This window comes from Fictibacillus sp. EA-CB0309 (genome assembly GCF_055814265.1).
The window spans coordinates 324,401-345,374 of sequence record NZ_CP169271.1 but is presented as its reverse complement, the minus strand read 5'-3'; the positions used below and the strand labels follow the sequence as shown (position 1 = coordinate 345,374).

Sequence of the window (20,974 nt, the reverse complement as noted above, 5' to 3'; positions counted from 1 at the left end):
GTCATTTCTAATAAGACCCTTCCAAACGCAAAAGCACATAACATAACAAATACCTCCCCTAGAAAATATCCAGGTTTTGCTATAAACTCAAAACATACAACTATCGTGATGTGGTGATAAATAATGTTTAAAATTTTGCTCATTGAAGATGATTTAACGCTATTCAGCGAGATAAACGAACGATTATCCCAATGGTCGTATGAGGTTTATGGGATTTCAGACTTTGGACGAGTGATGCAGGAATTCACGGGCATCAAACCGGATCTTGTTATCATTGATATACAGCTTCCTAAGTTTGATGGATTTCATTGGTGCCGAAATATTAGATCGCATTCTAATGTACCGATCATCTTTCTGTCTTCACGTGATCATCCGAGCGATATGGTGCTATCCATGCAGCTCGGTGCAGACGATTTTGTCCAAAAACCGTTTCATTTTGAAGTATTAATCGCAAAGATTCATGCCATCCTTCGTCGTGTTTATAATTACAATACAGACACCGTTAGTCTTAAAACGTGGTGCGGCGCTCAAATCGATTATGAAAAAAATGTAGTAACGAACGAAAAAGGTTCAGTTGAACTTACAAAGAATGAAGTGTTCATTCTTAAACTACTGATCGAGCAAAAGAATAAAATTGTTAGTCGTGATAATCTCATCAACAGCTTATGGGACGATAAAAAATTCATTAGTGACAATACTCTTACCGTAAATGTAAACCGCTTAAGAAAACGGCTAGAGGAAATTGAACTCGGACAATTCATTGAGACCAAAGTGGGACAAGGCTATCGTGCAATAGAAGAGGATTCTGTATGATTAGACGCTTTTTAATCGAACGAAGCAGCTGGATTTGTTTGTTTTTATTACAGCAGATGATCTTCCTCATGATTGCCTATCTTGATCCATCAATCCCCCTTTCTGCTGTTGGCTATATCGTGTTCATTTCACTGATCGTCTTTGTTATCTTTCTTATCTATCGGTATCAAAAGGAAACAGCCTTCTTCCACCAGCTTGAGGAAAGGGAAAATGATTTTGACCTTTCGAATATGTCATCACCTTCTTCACCTTTTGAGAAAATCGTTGAAAACAGCATTATCGAACAAACAAAGCATTTAAAACGGACAGCTTCAGAAAACCGTTTACTGATCGAACAGGAAAAGGACGATCTTCTAGCCTGGATTCACGAGGTTAAAACGCCGCTGACCGCCATGCACCTGATGATTCAGCGGATGGACGATACTCCTTTAAAAGGTGATCTCACCTACGAGTGGCTTCGCATCCACCTTCTGCTCGATCAACAGCTTCATCAAAAAAGGATTCCTTTTATTAAGAACGATCTTTATATGGAAATGACGGAGCTTGAGACGCTACTTTTTCTGAACTAAAAACGCTGCAATCGTGGTGCATTCAAAAAGGAATTGGCTTTGATTTTGATCTTCAAGTCACTCATGTCTTAAGCGATGCCAAGTGGCTAGCTTTTATCGTTCGTCAGATCTTAACCAATGCCGTGAAATACAGCCATTCTTCAGAAATTATTATTAATAGCTACAACTCCAACGACAGAAACTATATAACGATTCAAGACTTTGGTCGCGGAATTGACACAAAGGATATGCCTCGTATCTTTGATAAAGGATTCACGTCAACAACAGAACATCAGGATCAAGCTTCGACTGGCATGGGATTATATTTAGCCAAAAAAGCAGCAGACTCTTTACATATCCAACTTTCTATAGAGTCGAAGCGGAATGAAGGAACAACCGTTACGCTCGCTTTCCCAAAAAGAAATGAATTTGATCAAACGATGGGCATGTGACGAAAGTGTCACATGCTTTTCTGTTTTGTTATGTGAACAGAAGGAAAAGAGCTGTAATGCTTTCTATAATGAAACTATCAGAGAGGGGTTTTAAATCATGAGTATATTGAAAGCAGTTAAGCTTCATAAGAGCTATGGAAATAAAAATAATAAACAGCACGTCCTAAAAGGCATTGATCTTTCCGTTGAAAAAGGTGAGTTCATCAGTATTATGGGAGCATCTGGCTCTGGTAAAACGACATTGTTGAACGTCCTATCCTCCATCGATCAAGTTAGCGAAGGAACGATTCACATCAACTCATTTGAGATGACAGCTATGAAAGAAAAACAGCTGGCAGAGTTCAGAAAGAACCACCTTGGTTTCATCTTTCAAGATTACAACCTACTAGATACTCTAACGGTTAAAGAAAATATTCTGCTGCCTCTTTCAATAACAAAAACACCGAAAAAGGAAGCTGAAAAGAAATTTGAGCAAGTCGCAACAGAGCTAGGCATTTCTGAAATAAAAGATAAATATCCGAACGAGATCTCAGGTGGACAAAAGCAGAGAACTTCTGCGGCTCGCGCATTCATTCATGAGCCAAGCATCATCTTTGCGGATGAACCGACCGGTGCTCTCGATTCCAAGTCTGCGTCTGACCTTTTAAACAAGTTAAGCGAACTAAACGAGAACAGACAAGCGACGATTCTTATGGTGACGCATGATCCTGTAGCAGCAAGCTATTGCAGCCGCGTTGTTTTTATAAAAGACGGACAGATCTATACGCAGCTTATGAAAGGAGAACAAGATCGGCAGAGTTTCTTTAAGGATATTATGAAAACGCAAGGTGTTTTAGGTGGTGTTCAACATGAACATTAATCAACTCATTTTCCGTAACTTAAAGAAAAACTTAAGAAACTATTACCTATATGTTTTTGCTTTAGTGTTCAGTTCTGCCCTTTACTTTGCTTTTGTGACTCTCCAATATGACCCATCGATGGATTCTGTAGAAGGCTCTGTAAAAGGTGAAGCCGCAATTCGAGCCGCTTCTATCTTACTGGTCGTAATCGTATCGGTCTTTTTACTTTACGCGAACAACATCTTTATCAAACGACGCAGCAAAGAGATCGGATTGTTCCAGTTGATCGGGATGACAAAGGGTAAGATCTTTCGCATTCTTTCTATTGAAAACTTATTCCTCTACTTTGGGTCCCTTTTAATCGGAATCTTTGCAGGGTTTTCGTTTTCAAAATTAATGATTCTCGTTTTGTTCAAGACGACTGCTGTTGATTCGATCGCATCTCTACGATTTTCACCACAAGCGCTAGTACAAACGGTTCTTGTTTTTACGGCAATCTATCTGTTGATCATGATCATGAACTACACGTTCATCAAGAGGCAGACCATTCTATCTTTATTCCGTGTCACTTCTTCCACAGAGATTACAGTGAAAAAACTATCTCGCTTTGAGATGGTGATGGGAATCGTGGGTCTCGTTCTTATCACGACAGGGTACATCGTATCTTCCAAACTTTTTGGCGGCGATTTTACAACGATGCCTCAATTATTTGGAGCAATGATCTTTATATTGGCAGCCGTCATTTTAGGTACGTACTTCTTTTATAAAGGCTCTGTAAGTTTTCTACTAAACCTAATAAGAAAGCGAAAAGGCGGCTACCTATCAATCAACGAAGTGATGTCACTGGCATCCGTCATGTTCCGCATGAAGTCGAACGCACTTCTGCTTATGATCATTACAACCGTTTCAGCGCTTTCGATCGCTTTGTTGTGCCTTGCATACATCTCGTATTATTCTGCTGAAAAAACGGCTGAAAATAACGTTCCTCATGACTTTTCAATCATTGATAGAGAGTCAGCAGATACGTTCCAAGCCGCTTTAAAGAAGAACAATATTCCGTATTCGGAAAAATCGATTGAAGTAATCCAGGTGACGGTAAACGCCTCACAGCTTATTGATCGAAGCTTAGAAGAACTCACTATCGATCCAAAAGCGATGCCGCTTCCTTTAATTAGCGAAAAATCAGTCGATGGCATGGATCTTTCACCGGATGAAGTGGTTTTCACCGGCTATAACGACCTGCTTCAAAAATTTATGCCTTTAAAGCAATCTGGCTCTCTTAAAATAAAAGGCAAAACAGAAACCATTACTCAAGAATATTTAGGCTTAGAGAATGATTTCCCGTATCTTGGTACTTCACAGGTGGCGGTGTTCCTACAGCCATCGTTGATGATGCCATTTTTAAGAAAATGAAAAAAGATATTGATCCTAAGGTACAGAAAGAATCCACCCTCTATATTGGGGTCGACATTAAGAATAAAGAACAACTAGAAAAGGCAGATAAACTGTTTAAATCTACCGAAACGTACAAAAAGCTATACAATGAATCTCGTCATGAAATTAGCACGAATCAAAAGAAAAACATGGGACTCATGATGTTTATCGTAGGTTTCCTAGGACTGACTTTCCTCGTAACCTCAGGGTGTATCCTCTACTTCAAACAGATGGACGAAGGAGAAAGTGAAAAGCCTAATTATACAATATTGCGAAAGTTAGGTTATACGCAGAGTGATCTGTTGAAAGGCATTCAGTATAAGCAGCTCTTTAATTTTGGTATTCCACTATTGGTCGGCTTACTTCACAGCTATTTCGCCGTACAATCTGGTTGGTTTCTGTTTGGAGCTGAACTCTGGACACCAATGATTATCGTCATGGTTGTGTATACGATCCTCTATTCAATCTTTGGGGTGCTATCTGTTCTTTATTATAAGAAAGTGGTTAAGGAAGCACTTTAGAGTATTACAATGACGCTTGTAGGGAAAGGTGGTTTCCACTTTTTGATGCACTCTTTCCTTACAACACGTCAAATGAATAAAAAAGCACAAAACCGACTAAAAAATGATGATTTTAGTCGGTCTTTTCTTTGTTTACTAACTCGATTTGTTTTTGTGACTCATAGTTCAATAAATGAGGCTAGAAAATGATGTTTTTTGTGGCTCGTAGGTGATTTCAGTTGATACCATAAGGGGTATACATCAAGATTATTCCGGAAATTTTAGTTATAATCCCTGAAATTTTTGAATTATTCCAGCGAGTTTCGGCCATAATCCGGCGAGTTTTCCTCATATATCGGCGAGTCGACAACATTCGACTGCAATCCCCTATCTCAATACCCTCACCCCTACAAACAACACCCACCTAGCCAAACATTACTTATCACACTAAAAGAAAACCCCAGCCTAACAAATGGCTGAGGTTTATCAAAAATAAGATTATTGAGCTGTATAACCGCCATCAATAACGATTGCTTGTCCTGTTACACTCTTCGCTTTGTCGCTTGATAAGAACATCGCATAGTCAGCAATTTCGCTTACTTCCATAAGACGCTTTTGCGGAACCAACGGATAGATAACTTCTTCAAGTACTTTGTCTAGTGATACGTTTCTTGTTTTCGCTAAGTCTTCCATCTGACCACGAACAAGCGGTGTATCTACATATCCTGGGCATAGTGCGTTAACCGTTACGCCTTCAGCTGCTGATTCTAGTGCTGCAACCTTTGTAAGACCGATTACACCATGCTTTGCACTGTTGTAAGCTGCTTTACCAGCAAATCCAATCAAACCATTGATGGAAGAAATGTTGATAATGCGTCCAAAGCCTTGTTTCTTCATGATCGGCATCACGTGCTTCGTTGCGATGAATGGTGCAGTTAGCATGATTTTGATCATCAGTTCAAACTTATCTGTAGGAATTCTTCAATCGGTGAAACGTGCTGAAGACCTGCGTTGTTGATTAAAACATCTACACGGCCATACTCTTTGTGAGCTGTTTCGATCATGTTCTTGATATCTTCTTCACTTGTAACATCGGCTTTAAGACCGATTGCTTCAAAACCTAAACCTTTAAGTTCTTCCGCTGCCTTTTGAACACCTTCTGCATTAAGATCGGTTAAGACCACTTTGCTCCCGTTTTCAGCGAACGTTTTTCCAATTTCAAAACCAATACCACTTGCTGAACCTGTAATAACAACGACTTTATTTTCTACCACACTGCTCACTCCTTAAGATTTTAGATAATACCCATACTTGCCATGATGATTCCGACAATTACAGCTATTGTAGGTATGATTAAAGCAACGACAAACACATCTTTATATGTCTCCTTGTGCGTTAACTGTGTTACCGCAAGAAGGGTTAATAATGCTCCATTATGAGGAAGGATGGATGCACCTGATGCAATGGATGCCATTCTGTGAAACGCTTCCGGACTCATTCCTGAAGATTGAGATAACTCATAATACGTGCTGCCAAGCGCTTGTAACGCAATTCCCATACCGCCTGATGCAGAACCTGTAATCATCGCTAGAAGCTGAACCACTAGTGATTCGGATACGAGCGGATTGCTCGAAATCCCTAATAGCATGTCTGTAATTTTATCAAAGTCAGGTACACTCGTTACGACAGCACCAAATCCAACAGCTGCACTCGTGTTGATAATCGCCATAACAGAGCCTTTAGCTCCTTCGTTCATAGATGGAATGAACGTCTTGTATTGCTTCACATTGATAAGTAGGATAGCTAGAATTCCAGCCAATAGAGATGGAATCGGAGCTATTTTTAAGAAATTAAGTAAAATAACAACGACTAATAATGGTACTAATGAAAGAATCCAGTTTGGGAGGTTCCCCTCTTCTTCATCTTCATTTTCTTTAGATTTATCTGGCTCTGTATACTTTTCTCCTGCTGCTGTTAATCGTTTTTCTCTGAACTTCAGCCAAAAGTAACCGCCTACTGCCATGATGAGCGTTGCGACAATACCGATAATGGTACCCGCCATCGGAGTTGTCTTAAACGTGTTCATGGGAATTAAGTTTTGAATCTGAGGCGTTCCTGGTACGGCAGTCATCGTAAACGTGAAAGCACCTAGAACTATCGTTGGTGCGATCAGCCTTCTTGAGATATCTGCTTTTTTAAATAAAGCAAGCGCGATCGGGTAGATAGCGAAAACTACAACGAACAGACTCACTCCACCGTATGTAAGAACGGCTGAAGCTACTAAAACGCCGAGTATGGCACGTTTCTCGCCTATGAACTTTGTAAACTGAATGGCAACCGATTTTGCAGCTCCCGTATCTTCCATTAGTTTTCCGAGTACCGCTCCTAATAAGAAGATCGGAAACCAAGCTTTTGCGAAATCCACAAAGCCGGTCATATACGTATTTGTATATGCGTCCATAAGGTCTAAACCGCTCATTAACGCAACAATTCCCGCTACGATTGGTGCAACCCAAATGATTGACCAGCCGAGGTAAGCAAAAAACATAAGTAGAGCTAGACCTATTATGATACTAATCAAAATCTTTCCTCCTTTTGTATATGAAAAGAGTGCGCTTTCATCATTTGGCGCTTCTTTAAAAATGGTTTCTATGCACGAAGGACATTTTACTCTTGTGCAATAAATAAGTAAAATGAATTATAACTATTACTAGTATGAGAAAAAGTTATAGATATGGAGTTAACAAAAATGGATATTCGCCAACTTACTTACTTTCACGCAGTCGCAAAGTACAAAAGCTTCACCAAAGCTTCAGGAGTACTGCATCTGTCTCAGCCCGCACTCAGTAAAATGGTCAAAAGTCTTGAAGATGAGCTTGAAATGGAGCTCATTGACCGTTCTTCCAGAAAAATTGAACTGACTGAAGCAGGTGAGATTGTTTTTGAACAAAGCAAAATGATACTCGATTCTTTGGACAATCTTTCAGCGAATTTATACGATTTGATGCATTTGAAAAAGGGCAAAATCAAAATAGGAATTCCACCGCTTATCGGTTTCTTATTTTTCCCAAAAATCATTAAGAAATTCAAAACACGCTATCCGGAGATTAAAATCCAGATGGTAGAACACGGGGCAAACGAGGTGCAGCAAGAAGTTCATGATGGGCTTTTGGATCTTGCCATCATCGTCTTGCCTGCAAACCATGAAGAATTCGAAGTTGTATCTTTTATAGAAGAACAGCTTTTGTTATTTGTTCATTCTACTCATCCACTGGCAAGTCAAAAAACCGTAGAGATGAAGGAATTGAGTGAAGAATCATTTATTGTGTTTAAAGAGGGATTTACTCTGCATGACCGAGTTATTCAAGAGTGCATGGAGGCAGGTTTTCACCCGAAAATTTCGTATGAAAGCTCACAATGGGATTTTATTAGCGGTATGATCGGTGAAGGTTTAGGGGTTTCTATTTTTCCGCAATCGATCTCAGAGAAGGTAGACTCAGATGCCATAAAAGCCATTCCGATTGTTAATCCAACTCTTCCTTATAAACTAGCCATCATCAAAAAGAAAGGCAAATATGTTACGTTTGCCACACGAGAATTTATTAATATGCTGCTTGAAGAATAGATGTAGCGTTCCGCGGTGTTGCGGCTTGGATTTTACGGTACGTGTTCTTATATTTATTACACGTTCGCTCAAAGATGCTGTCGTTTCGCTCCAACTACCGGACGTTTCGCTCAGTAAAGCTTTAGTTTCACCCCAACTAGTGCTCTTTTCGCTCAAGAGTGCTCTCGTTTCGCGCACAGCAGCTATATCAACACCTTAGCAGGATAAGTTCAGACTAAAAAACATGATCACAAATGAAAAGCTGAATCAAAATGGCACGTTATGTACCGTTTGATTCAGCTTTTTGGATGATTACATAAAACTTTCATCGGGTTTCTCCGTATTCCCATTAATGTCTTCGTACTGAATTTCGTACTCTTTACTCAGCAGTTCCATTTCAAGATGATACGCATCAACTAATTGAAAGTACTGATTTAGTTTTTGATTTGACTCATTCATTAACTCTTCGTTCTGCTGTTCTAAAGCTTGTTTTTGGAGCAATAAGGCTTCATAAAACGTTCCAGTGGCTTCAACAAGCCGTTTTTTCATTTCCTCGAGCTCTTTTCCCTGTACTTCAATGTTCTGTGCTTCTGCTAATGCTTTTTCATAAGCTGGAATGGTGGTTTCGACCAACTCCACATACATGGTTTCATCATCTGTATAATTTTCACCAGACACTCTCGCTAACGAATCAAAAGCTTCCACCTCATAGCTCGATACTCTCGCCACATCTACATTAATAAATTGCAAAATGGCATCTTGCTGCTCTTCTAAGGTGGCATTGACGGATGTATTCGGTTCTTCACTGCTTGTCATATTGACTTGCATTTGATTGGAGTTTGACCCTGTCACAAGTGAACTAACCAATAATGATACTAGAAGAAGAGTATTCAAGTTGTCAGCCCTTTCGCTTTCGTAATTTTTTGTAAGTAGTAACCATTACCCGGCTCATTTATTTGTTATTCGCGATAACTGCAGTTGCAGAGTGTTTGACGTTTTCGTTTGAATAAAAACGAGTAAAAACCCCGCTATGCATATAACGGGGTTGGTGGATGTGATGTATTTAAAGTATGTTTCGCTTTTGGTGCGCTGCCCATTTAATCTTAGAGAATGCAATCATTCTTCTAACCTTTTTACTTCTGAAGAACTCTGCAATAATATCTTTATCAGAGTGCGGTACCTTCTCACCTTTAATAATCTGTGCACCGTTAATACAGCCGCTAGTTAGAAGAACAATATCCCCTTCTTTGCTTAAAGAAAGCGCCTTTACAACCGCATCGTGCCGAGTCAGTTCAGAGTGAATGTTAGCTGCATGAGGATTTTTGAACCCTTTCATCACATGACCGACGATTTCACGTGGATCATGAAAACCAGGATGATCAACAGATACGATAATCTCATCCGCTTGATTTTCAATCGTTTCCGCCATTTTTGGCATCTTTTCTTTATCTCTTATACCAATACCCATGACCATGACAATAAGTCGCGTGTGAGGAAGTTTCTTCACTTCTGTCACCAGATTTTGTAAGGCAACAGGGGTATGTGCGTAATCAAGAATAATTTTTCGGTTTTGCTTATGAATGATCTCAAATCTTCCTTCAGGACCTGTTATGTCAGGGAGCACCTGCAGCATCTGATCGATAGAAATACCCACATGCATACCTGTACAGATGGCTGATAGCAGGTTAGCTATATTATAAGTACCGTATAAAGGAGTTTTCACGGAATAGTTTATATCTTTTACAGTCAGTGTAAATGACGTCCCATCGGATAACGGCTGTATATGGGTAGCGAAGACGTCTGCACCACTATCACTTTCCATACTGTAAGTAAGAAGAGGACCTTTAAAGCATTTCAAAATTTCTTCTGACATGCCTTCATCGTCTATATTAACGACCGCTTTTTTTGCCTGTTTAAACAACTTTAACTTCGCATTTTTATAGTTATCAAATGTATGATGAAACTCCAAATGTTCCGGAGACAAATTCGTATGAATCGCTACATCAAAATCGATGCCTTCTGTTCTTTTTTGTTCAATCCCTACCGATGTAACTTCCATCGCAGCAAGCTGATCTCCATTTTGTACAAATTCCTGAAATATATGATGAAGATCAGGTGCTTCCGGTGTTGTAGGTGTTGACTGACTAAAGTTCAATTTCCCTGTAGAAGTAATCATCCCCGTTGTTCCGATTGAACCAGACTTCACTCCACACAAATTCATCAACGATCGCACGTAGGCCGCAACCGTTGTTTTACCGTTTGTCCCTGTAATACCAACTGTTATTAACTTTTCATGAATATTCTTATTAAAGAGAATGGATAAACGAGCCATAAATACACGGGCATCATGGACATGCAAAAAAGTTAACCCGCTGTATTTTTCGCTTGCCTCTTTTAGTAACATTTCATTTTCACCAGCCACCACTACTGCACCCATTTGAATGGCGCTATCCATATAGAAATGACCGTCAACATTTTCTCCTGTTAAACATACAAAGGAAGAATTACGAGTTACGTTTCTGGAATCATAGCAGACGGAAGAAATGGTTTGGTTTTTACTTCCCCACATTTTCCGAATACCTAACTGCTTATATTGATCAAACTGTATATTCATTCTTCCTCTCCTTTGGTGATAAATCTGTTGATGCTAGTACATGAAGGTTTGTATTTAATATTTTTACACACATACTTTCTTTAAATACCCTAAGTGTTCGATGTTTAATCTTTTTTTATTAACCAAATCCCAACTTTTCTTAGCGGAAAAATCGTTGAAATAATTCATCATCAAGCCATAAAAAATAACCACCTCATAGAGTTGAGGTGGTTATTTTTTATGAAATAAAGCTAGATCTTTTTCACAAACTCTGATTTAAGCTTCATAGCGCCGAATCCGTCAATTTTGCAATCAATATCATGATCGCCTTCAACTAGACGATTCCTTTTACTTTTGTTCCAATCTTAATAACAGAAGATGTGCCTTTTACTTTAAGGTCTTTAATGACGGATACAGAATCACCATCTTGTAAAATGTTGCCGTTCGAATCTTTTACAACCTTTTCATCTTGATCAGTAGTTTCGCTATCTGCCGACCACTCATGAGCACATTCTGGGCAAACAAGAAAACTTCCATCCTCGTATGTATAGGTTGAGCTGCATTTCGGGCAATTCGGTAGGTTAGACATTAGAGTAATTCCTCTCTATTTTATACAGATATCTTGATTTTACCATAGCCAAAACTTCTGCTTAATTAATGCATGAGATGTTTCTCCGTACTTCCCTTTTTCATTGGAAATCCAGAAATTAATACTCAAAGTGCATTACGCTTTGAATCCACATTTCTGTCCTCTATAATAATAATTATCATAATAATCTAAAATTTTACATCATGGCTTTGTAATGTTTGCAATTTTGTGTTCCAAAATAGGAAGGAGAATTGTAATGGAAAACAACAATAAGCCCGATCAAAAAGAGCATACGTCTGCAGGCCAATGTCCTGTTACCCACCACAAAGATAGTGCAATTACAACGTCGACAGCTCCTCGTGGTACGACAAATAAAGAATGGTGGCCGAACCAGCTCAATTTAAATGTTCTGCGCCAACATGACAAAAAATCAAATCCGATGGGAGATGACTTTAATTATCGCGAAGAATTCTCTAAGCTGGATTACGATGCGCTGAAAAAAGATCTTCATGAGTTGATGACAGACAGCCAGGATTGGTGGCCAGCTGACTACGGTCACTACGGTCCATTCTTCATCCGTATGTCTTGGCATGCTGCAGGTACATACCGAACAGCTGACGGACGTGGAGGCAGCGCATCAGGATCACAGCGTTTTGCACCACTAAACAGCTGGCCTGATAACGTTAATCTTGATAAAGCACGCCGTCTTTTATGGCCAATCAAACAAAAGTATGGAAATAAGATCTCGTGGGCGGACTTGCTTGTTTTAACAGGTAACGTGGCCATTGAATCCATGGGGTTAAAAACATTTGGTTTTGCTGGCGGACGTGAAGATATATGGCACCCAGAAGAAGACGTGTATTGGGGTACGGAAAAAGAATGGTTAGCGGACAACCGTTATTCCGGCGACCGTGAGCTAGAAAAGCCACTAGCAGCCGTACAGATGGGTCTGATCTACGTGAATCCAGAAGGGCCGAACGGAAAACCCGATCCACTGGCAAGTGCCCGTGATATTCGTGATACGTTTAGTCGCATGGCGATGAATGACGAAGAAACGGTTGCCCTTATAGCCGGCGGACATACTTTTGGAAAAGCGCACGGCGCAGGTGACCCTTCTCTTGTTGGGGACGATCCGGAAGCGGCAAACCTTGAGACACAAGGCTTCGGTTGGCTGAGCAAACACGGAAGCGGAAAAGGACGCGACACCATCTCCAGTGGTGTAGAAGGAGCTTGGACGTCAAACCCAACTAAGTGGGATAACGGCTACTTCGACCTAATGTTCGGCTACGAGTGGGAGTTAACAAAAAGTCCTGCAGGTGCATATCAATGGACACCTATCGATATGACGGAAGAGCATATGGCTCCTGATGCCGAAGATCCTTCTATTAAAGTGAAAACGATGATGACAACAGCGGATATGGCATTACGTAGGGATCCAGACTATGAAAAAATTTCCCGCCGTTATTACGAGAACCCAGATGAGTTTGCTGATGCCTTCGCACGGGCTTGGTTTAAATTGCTTCACCGTGACATGGGACCAAAAGTTCGATATTTAGGTCCAGAGGTTCCAGAAGAAGAACTCATCTGGCAGGATCCTGTTCCAAATGTTGATTATGATTTATCACCGTCAGATATAGCAGCACTAAAAGAAAAAATCTTAAATTCAGGATTAACAGTGAGCGAACTCGTAAAAACCGCTTGGGCTTCAGCAAGCACATACCGCAATTCTGATATGCGTGGAGGAGCAAACGGTGCACGCATTCGTCTGGCACCTCAAAAAGATTGGGAAGCAAACGAACCTGCACAGCTGGAGAAAGTTCTAGGAATCTATCAAGATATTCAAAACCAGCTCGACACGAAGGTAAGTCTAGCCGACTTAATTGTTCTCGGAGGAAGCGCAGCCGTTGAAAAAGCAGCAAAAGATGCAGGCTTCGATGTAACGGTTCCATTTACACCTGGACGCGGTGATGCAACACAAGAGCAAACAGATGCCGATACATTTGATGTGTTAGAGCCTGTATCTGATGGATTCCGCAACTATCAGAAGAAAGAATACTCTACGAGCCCTGAAGAAATGCTCGTAGACAAAGCTCAGCTACTCGGTCTATCTGCACCTGAAATGACAGTCCTTCTCGGCGGTATGCGTGTTCTTGGGACAAACTATGATGGCACAAAACACGGCGTATTCACGGACCGTGTAGGCACGTTAACGAACGACTTTTTCGTGAACTTGCTTGATATGGGCATTGAGTGGAAATTAACGGGCTTCAACCAATATGAAGGCCGCGACCGTAAGACAGGCGAAGTGAAACGTACAGCATCCCGCTTTGACCTTGTTTTCGGATCAAACTCAGAACTTCGTGCTTTAGCTGAAGTGTATGGACAAAATGACAACAAAGAAAAATTCGTTCGCGACTTTATCGCAGCATGGGTAAAAGTGATGGACGCTGATCGTTTCGATGTTAAACAAACAAATGAGTAGTTGATGGATTTTCAAAATACTATTTTTAAAAAGCTAGAAAAGGCCAGAGATTTAGCAAAATCTCTGGCCTTAATTGTTTTCGATTAATGTCGTGGCTTTTCTCTAAACCACAGAGTAGCAATCCACTTTTCTCCTGCTGTTAATGGACGAGACCCATGAAAGGAAAGTGGGTGTGGCTGATCTGTATGCTTGATGCAATTTTCAAAAACGAGCATATTCCCTTGTGAAGGAGCTACCTCAAATTTTAAAGCTGGAAAAAACGTTTCTCCTCCTCCATCAGTTACAGAGTTTAAATAGAGAAGTGCTGTAACGATTCGTTGTCCCCCATTTGATAAATACGTTCTTCCTAACTGGGTGGAAGGACTAAATGTGTCGAAATGGGCATCAAATTTCCCTCCAACTTGATACCTAACAACTTGTAATTGTTCTGCATGACTGAGCGGCTGCCCTACGATGGACGAAATGCGTTCTGTTATTTGTTGAACCGTTTCATTTAAATGATGAGGAAGCCACGCTTGATCTGACTTTCGTGTGTTTGACGCCCCTACGACCGTCGACGGCTTTAGATTTTCTTTAGCCATATCCATCAATTGTTGGCATTCATTCTGACTCAATGTGTTTTCATAGCTTGCTATAAAAGGAATTTCACTGTAAACAACGGAAGGCTCTTTCATCGGATCACCTATTTTTTCGTAATTTACAGCTATCCTATGCTCTAAAAATAAGGGCCGTGAACCTATTTTAGATCGATGTCCACTTCACGCAGCCGTTTCGTTGAATTTTTGGACGAATACAGTATAAATAATAAAATAAACCACAAAGGTGTCAGCAATAACGCTGGACGAGTAGCATCTGCAACGAGCAACACAATCAGGATCAGCCCGAATAGCGCTAGAACCACATAGTTAATGAACGGAGCAAAAGGTGCTTTAAATGCTGACTTTTTGTGCAGATCCGAACGATTTTTACAATATTTGATATGACTAATTAAGATGACGCTCCACACCCAGATAAAACAAATGGCACTGATCGTGGTTACAATGCCAAAAGCCTGCTCCGGAACCAGTTTGCTCAGGAGCGCTCCTACTGAAACGACAAAAGCAGATACCCATAGCGCGTTTCCAGGCACATGATTTTTAGTCAGTTTCTTAAAAGATTGAGGAGCCTGTTCACTCTTGCTCAACGTAAACAGGATGCGGCTAGTCGAAAACAATCCGCTGTTACACGCAGATGCCGCGGATGTCAGGACAACGAAATTAATAATTCCAGCCGCAAGCGGAATCCCTATTAAGCTGAACGTTTTAACGAACGGACTTTCCGCTGCGTTTAATTGAGTCCAGGGATTGATGCAAAGGAGCACAATCAATGCGGCAACGTAGAAAAACAGAATTCGAAGTGGAATCTTATTGATCGCAGACGGAATATTTTTTCTAGGATCAGACGTTTCTGCTGCCGCCACACCGACCAATTCCACTCCCACAAACGCGAACACAACCATCTGGAACGATAGTAAGAATCCGGTCATCCCATTGGGAAACAGACCTCCATGGTTCCACAGATTGTTCATTGAGACGGTTCCCGCATCAGTCTGATAACCTATCACTAGTAAAACAACCCCAATTACAATTAACGCGAGAATCGTAACCACCTTGATTAGAGCAAACCAAAACTCCAATTCCCCGAAAAGCTTAACTGTTAAAAGGTTGAGCCCAAGTAAAAGAAGCAAACTGACAATCGCCGGAACCCACTGCGGTATGTCAAACCAATATTGCACGTAAACACCGACAGCAATCACATCGGCCATTGCTGTCATGATCCAGCAGAACCAATACGTCCAGCCTGTGATGAAAGCAGCTCGCGGACCAAGATAGTCCTCTGCAATATCGGTAAACGACTCATAACCTGCGTTCGAAAGCAGCAGTTCCCCTAGCGCTCTCATCATGAAAAACAACGCGATCCCAACGATTAAATAAGCAAATATAACAGACGGCCCGGCAAGCTGAATCGCTTTTCCTGAACCTAAAAATAACCCCGTACCAATTGTTCCGCCAATGGCAATCAGCTGCACATGACGGTTAGCCAAATCCCTCTTCAACTCTTGCTGTGACACGTATGAATCCTCCTTCTAAGATGCAAATCAAACGAAAAAAAGAGACTGGAAAATTCTCCAATCTCTTGTACATTAGAATATGAAAAAAGCATTCAATGCGCTATAAATAACAGGCACAACAATGTCAAAATTCAATACTCTTCTGTCCGTTTGCCTGAGATTGTGAACCCTTCGGCGCCGCTTAACAAGCGGTCTCTCCAGAAGCTGCTCCTGCTGTAGTACGACCCACAGCAATCATAGCTTGCTATCTATTAAATTTAAGTAGTTCTGAATAGTTTTTAATACTATTATGGATTTTGGGTTTTGTCAAATGTTAACCCAGTGTAGATTAAAAGCCATGCATCATTTACTTATGATACGGTTCTCCCCGATTAATCCGAAAAGCCCGATAAATCTGCTCAACAAGAACAAGTTTCATCAATTGATGCGGATAAGTGATCTTTCCAAACGAAATCTTCTCATTCGCGCGCTTCATAACAGCGTCACTTAACCCCAACGATCCTCCAATGACGAAGGCTACTTTGCTTTTCCCATAGGTTGCAAGCTGATCCAAATTTTTAGCCAAGTCTTCCGATGAAACGGCCTTTCCTTCAATCGCCATTGCAATGACATGCACATCTTGCCCGATCTTTGCTAAAATCCTTTCACCTTCAGCATTTTTAACCATGATCATCTCTTGATCACTTAAAGTTTCAGGTGCTTTTTCATCAGGAACTTCTATAATTTCAACTTTGGCATACGGCCCTAGTCTTTTTAAGTATTCATCAATACCTAACTTCAAGTATTTTTCTTTTAACTTTCCTACCGATACGATTGATATATTCACTTGTTGAAAACTTCCTTTCAAATAAGTTATCCCCAGAACTTATCCACATATGCACATTTAAGGCCATATATTGTAGGCGTTCATATGTTCGATACTTTATATGTACCGTCGTTGCTGCAGTATTCACAACCTGTTGATAACTCACTATTTTCTGTTAGTAACTCCACAACAGGCGGTGTTTCAAATTCATCCACAATGATGTCAATCGCAAGCTCTGCATGCTCTTTACAGCAAATAATTATCAAAATCTTCACTCCTTACTTATCCACAATGCTTCTTCTTACACTAATGAACTTACGTCTGTGTGTAAACAATCTCCTTCAAATAAAGTTGTCCACATGTGGAGCCAACTTCAACAACTTTAAACACTCCTCGTAACATGCAAACCGCTTAACAGTTTTATGAAACAACCAGAAGCAAACACCTTGAACCAAAAATCAGTACAAAGCATCAAAGTAGTAGAAATAAAAACTCTTCTCTAACAGGGTGTTGCTTTAAGATTTTATTATTCATTCTCTTCTTTGCCAAGTTGATTGTAGTGCAAGGTGCGAGACTCCTGCGGGACAAGCGGTCAGGTGAGACCCTTTAGGGCGCATAGCGGCAAGGGCTCACCGACTGCCCCGCGGAAAGCGAGCAGCCTGGAACGGAAATCAACCTCTTTCAAAGACATCGAAGCCTAACAAAACAAAAAAACAGGGAAACCATAAGCCCCCTGTTCATCACATTTATTGCGTTTGTCTTCCACCGCTCAACTCAACTTTGACGGTCTGTTTCTTACCATCACGATAGAACGTTACATCGACTTCATCACCAATTTTAGCTTTCGTGTAAAGGAACTTACGAAGAGCGACTGGATCCTTAATCTTCTCTCCACCCATCTCCGTAATAACATCCATTTCCTTCATTCCCGCTCGAGCCGCTGGAGAAGCTGGCGTGATTTCCATTACAACGACACCATCTTTGACACTGTTTGGAATCTTAAGCGTTTGTTCACGCTGATACGTATTCACTTGAGAAAGCGGAATGATGTTAACACCCAAGAATGGTCTTCTCGTCTCACCATATTTCTCAAGGTCTTCGATAATTGGTTTTGCTACATCTGAAGGAATAGCGAATCCAATTCCCTCTACTTCATTCTGAGCAATCTTAGAAGAGTTAATGCCGATCACCTGACCCGCAATATTAATTAACGCTCCACCGCTGTTACCTGGATTAATGGCTGCATCGGTCTGAATAACTTCTGCTTGCCAATCAGGATTGCCGTCTTGATCAAGATCAATGGGAATAGAGCGGTCAGCACTTGATACGATCCCTTGTGTAACAGAGCCAGGGAAGTTTCCTAACGGATTACCGATTGCAATCGCAGGTTCTCCGCGTTTAAGGTCACCCGATACCCCAAATTCAGCGACACTGTCTACTTTGCTGCCATCAATTTCAACAACAGCCAAATCCATCAGAGGATCTGAACCGCGAAGCGTTCCTTTTAATTTTGAACCGTTGCTTAATGTGATTTCAATCTGATTCGCATCTTCAACAACGTGATGGTTTGTTACGACGTACGCTTTGTTGCCTTCTTTTTTATAAATAACACCTGATCCTGTACCCGCTGGCTGCTGGCTCCAGAAGTCCGTCTGTTGAATGTTAACGACCTCCACCACGGCACCAGAAGCTTTATCTACAGCATCTGTTACATTTGTAGTAAGATCAACATCAACGTTTCTCTCAACCGCATTTTCGTCAGTGCCTAAGCCGTTTTCCTCTTCATTCGGAGGATACAGATTATCCGGCAAGAGACCAGCTCCTCCTAGTGCAGGTACTGTAAATAAAACAAGCAAACCACCTAGAATCGCTCCTAGCAAAGCTGGTAGAAACTTTCCTCCGCGGTTTCCTTTTTGTCGAGATGAGGATTCATAATCGTCATCATAATATCCCATTTTGCTCATCACCGTTCCTTTCAACAATGAAGTGTACGAATTCATAACCTAGTATAAGCAATTAGTCCTGAAATTATGGACATTTTGGGTTATTTTTCATAATTTCCCACACTTATTGTTATTTCCGGAAACGGTTTACTTTAAACAAGTAAGTATTTATACCAAGGCGAGCTTAGTAGGCTGACTTGCGTCTGTATCATGAAGAATGATTTGTTCACCAGCCGTGATATCATACGTTTTTAACGTTTGTTCGACCGCTAAGCGAGCAATATCTTTCATGTTGTTGTCTTTACTTAGATGCGCAAGATAAATGTGCTTCGTTCCATCTCCAATGACATCTGCAAGAGCATGCCCGCAATCTTCGTTTGAAATATGACCATGATCTCCTAGAATACGTCGTTTAATATTCCAAGGATATCTTCCCATCATGAGCATATTGATATCGTGATTGGACTCGATCACAAGCGAATGGCTATCACGGATAATCCCTTTCATTCGGTCACTCACATAGCCTGTATCTGTCATGAGGGCCAGCTTTCTGCCGTTGTGATGAAACACATAGAACATCGGTTCAGCTGCATCATGTGATACGCCAAACGACTCTACTTCAAGGTCGTTGAACGTTTTAACGCTTTCCATCTCAAACTCGAATTTTTGCTCTGTTGCCACTTCACCAATTAACCCGTTCATAGCATTCCACGTGTTTTTGTTCGCGTAGATTGGAAGTTTAAATTTACGAGCAAGCACGCCGAGTCCTCTTATGTGATCGCTATGTTCATGAGTGACGAGAATGCCATCAATATCGCCCACTTCACCACAAGCCGCTTTTTCAAAAAGAATTTGAATCTGTTTCGCACTTAACCCTGCATCAACAAGCAGGCGTGTTTGTTCGGTTTCAACGTAAACGGCATTCCCCGAACTGCCGCTAGCGAGAACGCTAAATTTTAAACTCATAACCGCATGTTCCTTTCTACTCTTCTTCTCCCGATAAAACCTGAATGGAACTGTCAGTTGCATTAACTAAATACTGTCCGACCTCTGTTTCTATGAACCACGTAGGAGCGTACACTTGAAGATCCCCTACACCTACAAGACTGTAGTACCCCAATTGAATGTCTTTTACTTTGTCGCCCTTATTTAATTTATCTGTTTCAAAGAGCCTGCCTAAAGCTCTGTCAGGCTCAATAATTTCTTGTGGAGCACCTTGTCGCATAATATTCAGATAGGTTTGTGTAAACTTTGTCAATCTTCCTTTATCATCAAGATAAAATTTAATCATCCCGTTTGGTGCTTCAAAATCAAGTGTAGGTTCTTTCGGTTTTTCGAAGTTACTTGCATTATAAAAGATTGGTTTCGTTAAGTAGATTTGATTAAACCAAATGATATTGTTTTTTTGTCCCATTGAAAAAAGGCATAGTCTTTCCCTCGAGAAACATGATCTTCTAAAAACTTTGATAGCGAATCAACCAGATCATTTGTATCTTTTTTGGAAGATCTAGTGGTTTTTTTAACGTGTAATGCAAAGTTATGTTGGTGCTGCTTTCTTTATCTAGTGATATATCTTTTGATTTTATAGCCTTTTCTTCATCAGAGAACGTGTATCTTTGGGCACTAATAAGCGTTTGATCCGATTTATACTTTGGGATCTTATCTTTATAATCAATTCCATTGATAGCAAGTACTTCCTCTAAAGGCTGCTGAGAGAGAGGTGCAATGTTATTGATATCATTTTTTTGTACAGCTGGTAGCCTAAAAACAAATTTAAAACGAGGAAGGTAAGGATAAAAATGCTTTTTGTTTTCTTCCAATCCAATTAAAACCCTTCCTCTCTGTCTGTCTTAAATAGTGATGACCATCCTTGATTTTCATACTTAATGAACCATTTTGGTTCCAAGAAATAAACATGTGGTTCATTTTGTCTTTTAATAGAGTAGCCGATTCGAATATCCTGAATATAGTTCTCATTCAATTCAGCATCAATTAATTTTTGTTTGACTTCAAAACCAGATTCTAATTCTATCGTTTCAGATAAATCACCGGGTGTATATTTTGATTGTGTATCTAATTCGACGATTGACCTTTCATATTGATAAAGTTCACTTTCATTCCAGCTTAGGAGCATAAGCATATCGTTATCAAGCACGGGTAATTCGTCTACAAACAACCAAAAACCAGCTTCTTCATTGTCAAGTTCTGATAAGATGTATGGATTTCCGCCCCAACCTGCGTGGGTGTTCACATAATCAACCG

Annotated in this window: 17 protein-coding genes, 4 pseudogenes and 1 riboswitch; of the genes and pseudogenes, 7 read left to right on the top strand and 14 right to left on the bottom strand. The window is 40.5% G+C overall.

Translation table 11 applies throughout. The features are described 5' to 3' along the window. Positions 1-123: 123 nt before the first annotated feature. The 4 genes and pseudogenes from ACEWFH_RS02090 (at position 124) to ACEWFH_RS02075 (ending at position 4,607) form a co-directional block, all read left to right on the top strand. Positions 124-813, top strand: coding sequence for a response regulator (locus ACEWFH_RS02090; protein WP_473725910.1), 690 nt, complete (start codon positions 124-126; stop codon positions 811-813). Continuing rightward, positions 810-1,813, top strand: a pseudogene (locus tag ACEWFH_RS02085) (sensor histidine kinase). The gene ACEWFH_RS02090 and the pseudogene ACEWFH_RS02085 overlap by 4 nt, the downstream one beginning before the upstream one ends. Positions 1,814-1,910: 97 nt before the next feature. Continuing rightward, a complete protein-coding gene (locus ACEWFH_RS02080) occupies positions 1,911-2,672 on the top strand; it encodes an ABC transporter ATP-binding protein (protein WP_473725909.1) in 762 nt (253 codons plus the stop codon). Next, positions 2,662-4,607 (top strand): annotated as a pseudogene (locus ACEWFH_RS02075) (FtsX-like permease family protein). Before ACEWFH_RS02080 ends, ACEWFH_RS02075 begins: the two are co-directional and overlap by 11 nt. Positions 4,608-5,084: 477 nt before the next feature. Here ACEWFH_RS02075 and ACEWFH_RS02070 read toward each other — a convergent pair. Continuing rightward, positions 5,085-5,860: pseudogene (locus ACEWFH_RS02070) on the bottom strand (3-hydroxybutyrate dehydrogenase). 20 nt (positions 5,861-5,880) lie between these two features. Continuing rightward, entirely contained in the window at positions 5,881-7,167 is a 1,287-nt protein-coding gene (locus ACEWFH_RS02065; protein ID WP_473725908.1) for a GntP family permease, read from the bottom strand. Between the two features lie 168 nt (positions 7,168-7,335). Here ACEWFH_RS02065 and ACEWFH_RS02060 point away from each other — a divergent pair, with 168 nt between their 5' ends. Further along, a complete protein-coding gene (locus ACEWFH_RS02060; protein ID WP_473725907.1) occupies positions 7,336-8,211 on the top strand; it encodes a LysR family transcriptional regulator in 876 nt (291 codons plus the stop codon). Between the two features lie 291 nt (positions 8,212-8,502). Here the strand turns inward: ACEWFH_RS02060 and ACEWFH_RS02055 are convergent, their stop codons facing one another. The 3 genes and pseudogenes from ACEWFH_RS02055 to ACEWFH_RS02045 all read right to left on the bottom strand — a co-directional run bounded on the left by ACEWFH_RS02055 (position 8,503) and on the right by ACEWFH_RS02045 (position 11,372). Further along, positions 8,503-9,084, bottom strand: a complete 582-nt coding sequence (locus tag ACEWFH_RS02055) for a hypothetical protein (RefSeq protein WP_473725906.1) — start codon at positions 9,082-9,084, stop codon at positions 8,503-8,505. 169 nt (positions 9,085-9,253) lie between these two features. Further along, on the bottom strand, positions 9,254-10,804 hold the full coding sequence (locus ACEWFH_RS02050; protein ID WP_473725905.1) for a UDP-N-acetylmuramoyl-L-alanyl-D-glutamate--2,6-diaminopimelate ligase: 1,551 nt from the start codon (positions 10,802-10,804) through the stop codon (positions 9,254-9,256). A gap of 230 nt (positions 10,805-11,034) precedes the next feature. Beyond that, positions 11,035-11,372, bottom strand: a pseudogene (locus ACEWFH_RS02045) (zinc ribbon domain-containing protein YjdM). A gap of 256 nt (positions 11,373-11,628) precedes the next feature. On the opposite strand from ACEWFH_RS02045, the gene katG reads away from it, so the two are divergent. After that, positions 11,629-13,854, top strand: coding sequence for a catalase/peroxidase HPI (gene katG, locus ACEWFH_RS02040; RefSeq protein ID WP_473725904.1), 2,226 nt, complete (start codon positions 11,629-11,631; stop codon positions 13,852-13,854). 83 nt (positions 13,855-13,937) lie between these two features. On the opposite strand, the gene ACEWFH_RS02035 is transcribed toward katG, so the two are convergent. The 4 genes from ACEWFH_RS02035 to ACEWFH_RS02020 form a co-directional block, all read right to left on the bottom strand. Beyond that, the gene (locus tag ACEWFH_RS02035) at positions 13,938-14,528 is read right to left on the bottom strand and encodes a prolyl hydroxylase family protein (RefSeq protein WP_473725903.1); all 591 of its coding nucleotides are present in this window, start codon (positions 14,526-14,528) and stop codon (positions 13,938-13,940) included. Between the two features lie 62 nt (positions 14,529-14,590). Further along, the gene (locus ACEWFH_RS02030; RefSeq protein ID WP_473725902.1) at positions 14,591-15,964 is read right to left on the bottom strand and encodes an amino acid permease; all 1,374 of its coding nucleotides are present in this window, start codon (positions 15,962-15,964) and stop codon (positions 14,591-14,593) included. Positions 15,965-16,096: 132 nt separating this feature from the next. Continuing rightward, positions 16,097-16,175: riboswitch (glycine riboswitch) on the bottom strand. 135 nt (positions 16,176-16,310) lie between these two features. After that, the gene (gene rlmH, locus ACEWFH_RS02025) at positions 16,311-16,790 is read right to left on the bottom strand and encodes a 23S rRNA (pseudouridine(1915)-N(3))-methyltransferase RlmH (RefSeq protein ID WP_197190387.1); all 480 of its coding nucleotides are present in this window, start codon (positions 16,788-16,790) and stop codon (positions 16,311-16,313) included. 80 nt (positions 16,791-16,870) lie between these two features. Then, positions 16,871-17,035, bottom strand: coding sequence for a CxxH/CxxC protein (locus ACEWFH_RS02020; RefSeq protein WP_473725901.1), 165 nt, complete (start codon positions 17,033-17,035; stop codon positions 16,871-16,873). Between the two features lie 300 nt (positions 17,036-17,335). On the opposite strand from ACEWFH_RS02020, the gene ACEWFH_RS02015 reads away from it, so the two are divergent. Then, positions 17,336-17,470, top strand: coding sequence for a hypothetical protein (locus ACEWFH_RS02015; RefSeq protein ID WP_473725900.1), 135 nt, complete (start codon positions 17,336-17,338; stop codon positions 17,468-17,470). Positions 17,471-17,515: 45 nt separating this feature from the next. Here ACEWFH_RS02015 and ACEWFH_RS02010 read toward each other — a convergent pair whose 3' ends face one another. The 5 genes from ACEWFH_RS02010 to yycH form a co-directional block, all read right to left on the bottom strand. Next, positions 17,516-18,724, bottom strand: a complete 1,209-nt coding sequence (locus tag ACEWFH_RS02010; RefSeq protein WP_473725899.1) for a S1C family serine protease — start codon at positions 18,722-18,724, stop codon at positions 17,516-17,518. Between the two features lie 156 nt (positions 18,725-18,880). Continuing rightward, positions 18,881-19,678: an MBL fold metallo-hydrolase gene (locus tag ACEWFH_RS02005; protein WP_473725898.1), complete on the bottom strand. Its 798-nt coding sequence runs from the start codon at positions 19,676-19,678 to the stop codon at positions 18,881-18,883. Positions 19,679-19,694: 16 nt separating this feature from the next. Beyond that, positions 19,695-20,126, bottom strand: a complete 432-nt coding sequence (yycI, locus tag ACEWFH_RS02000) for a two-component system regulatory protein YycI (protein ID WP_473725897.1) — start codon at positions 20,124-20,126, stop codon at positions 19,695-19,697. 40 nt (positions 20,127-20,166) lie between these two features. After that, the gene (locus ACEWFH_RS01995; RefSeq protein ID WP_473725896.1) at positions 20,167-20,532 is read right to left on the bottom strand and encodes a hypothetical protein; all 366 of its coding nucleotides are present in this window, start codon (positions 20,530-20,532) and stop codon (positions 20,167-20,169) included. Between the two features lie 5 nt (positions 20,533-20,537). Next, entirely contained in the window at positions 20,538-20,963 is a 426-nt protein-coding gene (yycH, locus tag ACEWFH_RS01990; protein WP_473725895.1) for a two-component system activity regulator YycH, read from the bottom strand. Positions 20,964-20,974: the final 11 nt, after the last annotated feature.

What these genes read in the sequence shown, in the direction of transcription:
- ACEWFH_RS02090 (WP_473725910.1), top strand. Translation starts at nt 124, where the DNA reads ATGTTTAAAATTTTGCTCATTGAAGATGATTTAACGCTATTCAGCGAG.
- ACEWFH_RS02080 (WP_473725909.1), top strand. Translation starts at nt 1,911, where the DNA reads ATGAGTATATTGAAAGCAGTTAAGCTTCATAAGAGCTATGGAAATAAA.
- ACEWFH_RS02060 (WP_473725907.1), top strand. Translation starts at nt 7,336, where the DNA reads ATGGATATTCGCCAACTTACTTACTTTCACGCAGTCGCAAAGTACAAA.
- ACEWFH_RS02050 (WP_473725905.1), bottom strand. Translation starts at nt 10,804, where the DNA reads ATGAATATACAGTTTGATCAATATAAGCAGTTAGGTATTCGGAAAATG.
- katG (WP_473725904.1), top strand. Translation starts at nt 11,629, where the DNA reads ATGGAAAACAACAATAAGCCCGATCAAAAAGAGCATACGTCTGCAGGC.
- ACEWFH_RS02035 (WP_473725903.1), bottom strand. Translation starts at nt 14,528, where the DNA reads ATGAAAGAGCCTTCCGTTGTTTACAGTGAAATTCCTTTTATAGCAAGC.
- ACEWFH_RS02010 (WP_473725899.1), bottom strand. Translation starts at nt 18,724, where the DNA reads ATGGGATATTATGATGACGATTATGAATCCTCATCTCGACAAAAAGGA.
- ACEWFH_RS02005 (WP_473725898.1), bottom strand. Translation starts at nt 19,678, where the DNA reads ATGAGTTTAAAATTTAGCGTTCTCGCTAGCGGCAGTTCGGGGAATGCC.
- yycI (WP_473725897.1), bottom strand. Translation starts at nt 20,126, where the DNA reads ATGGGACAAAAAAACAATATCATTTGGTTTAATCAAATCTACTTAACG.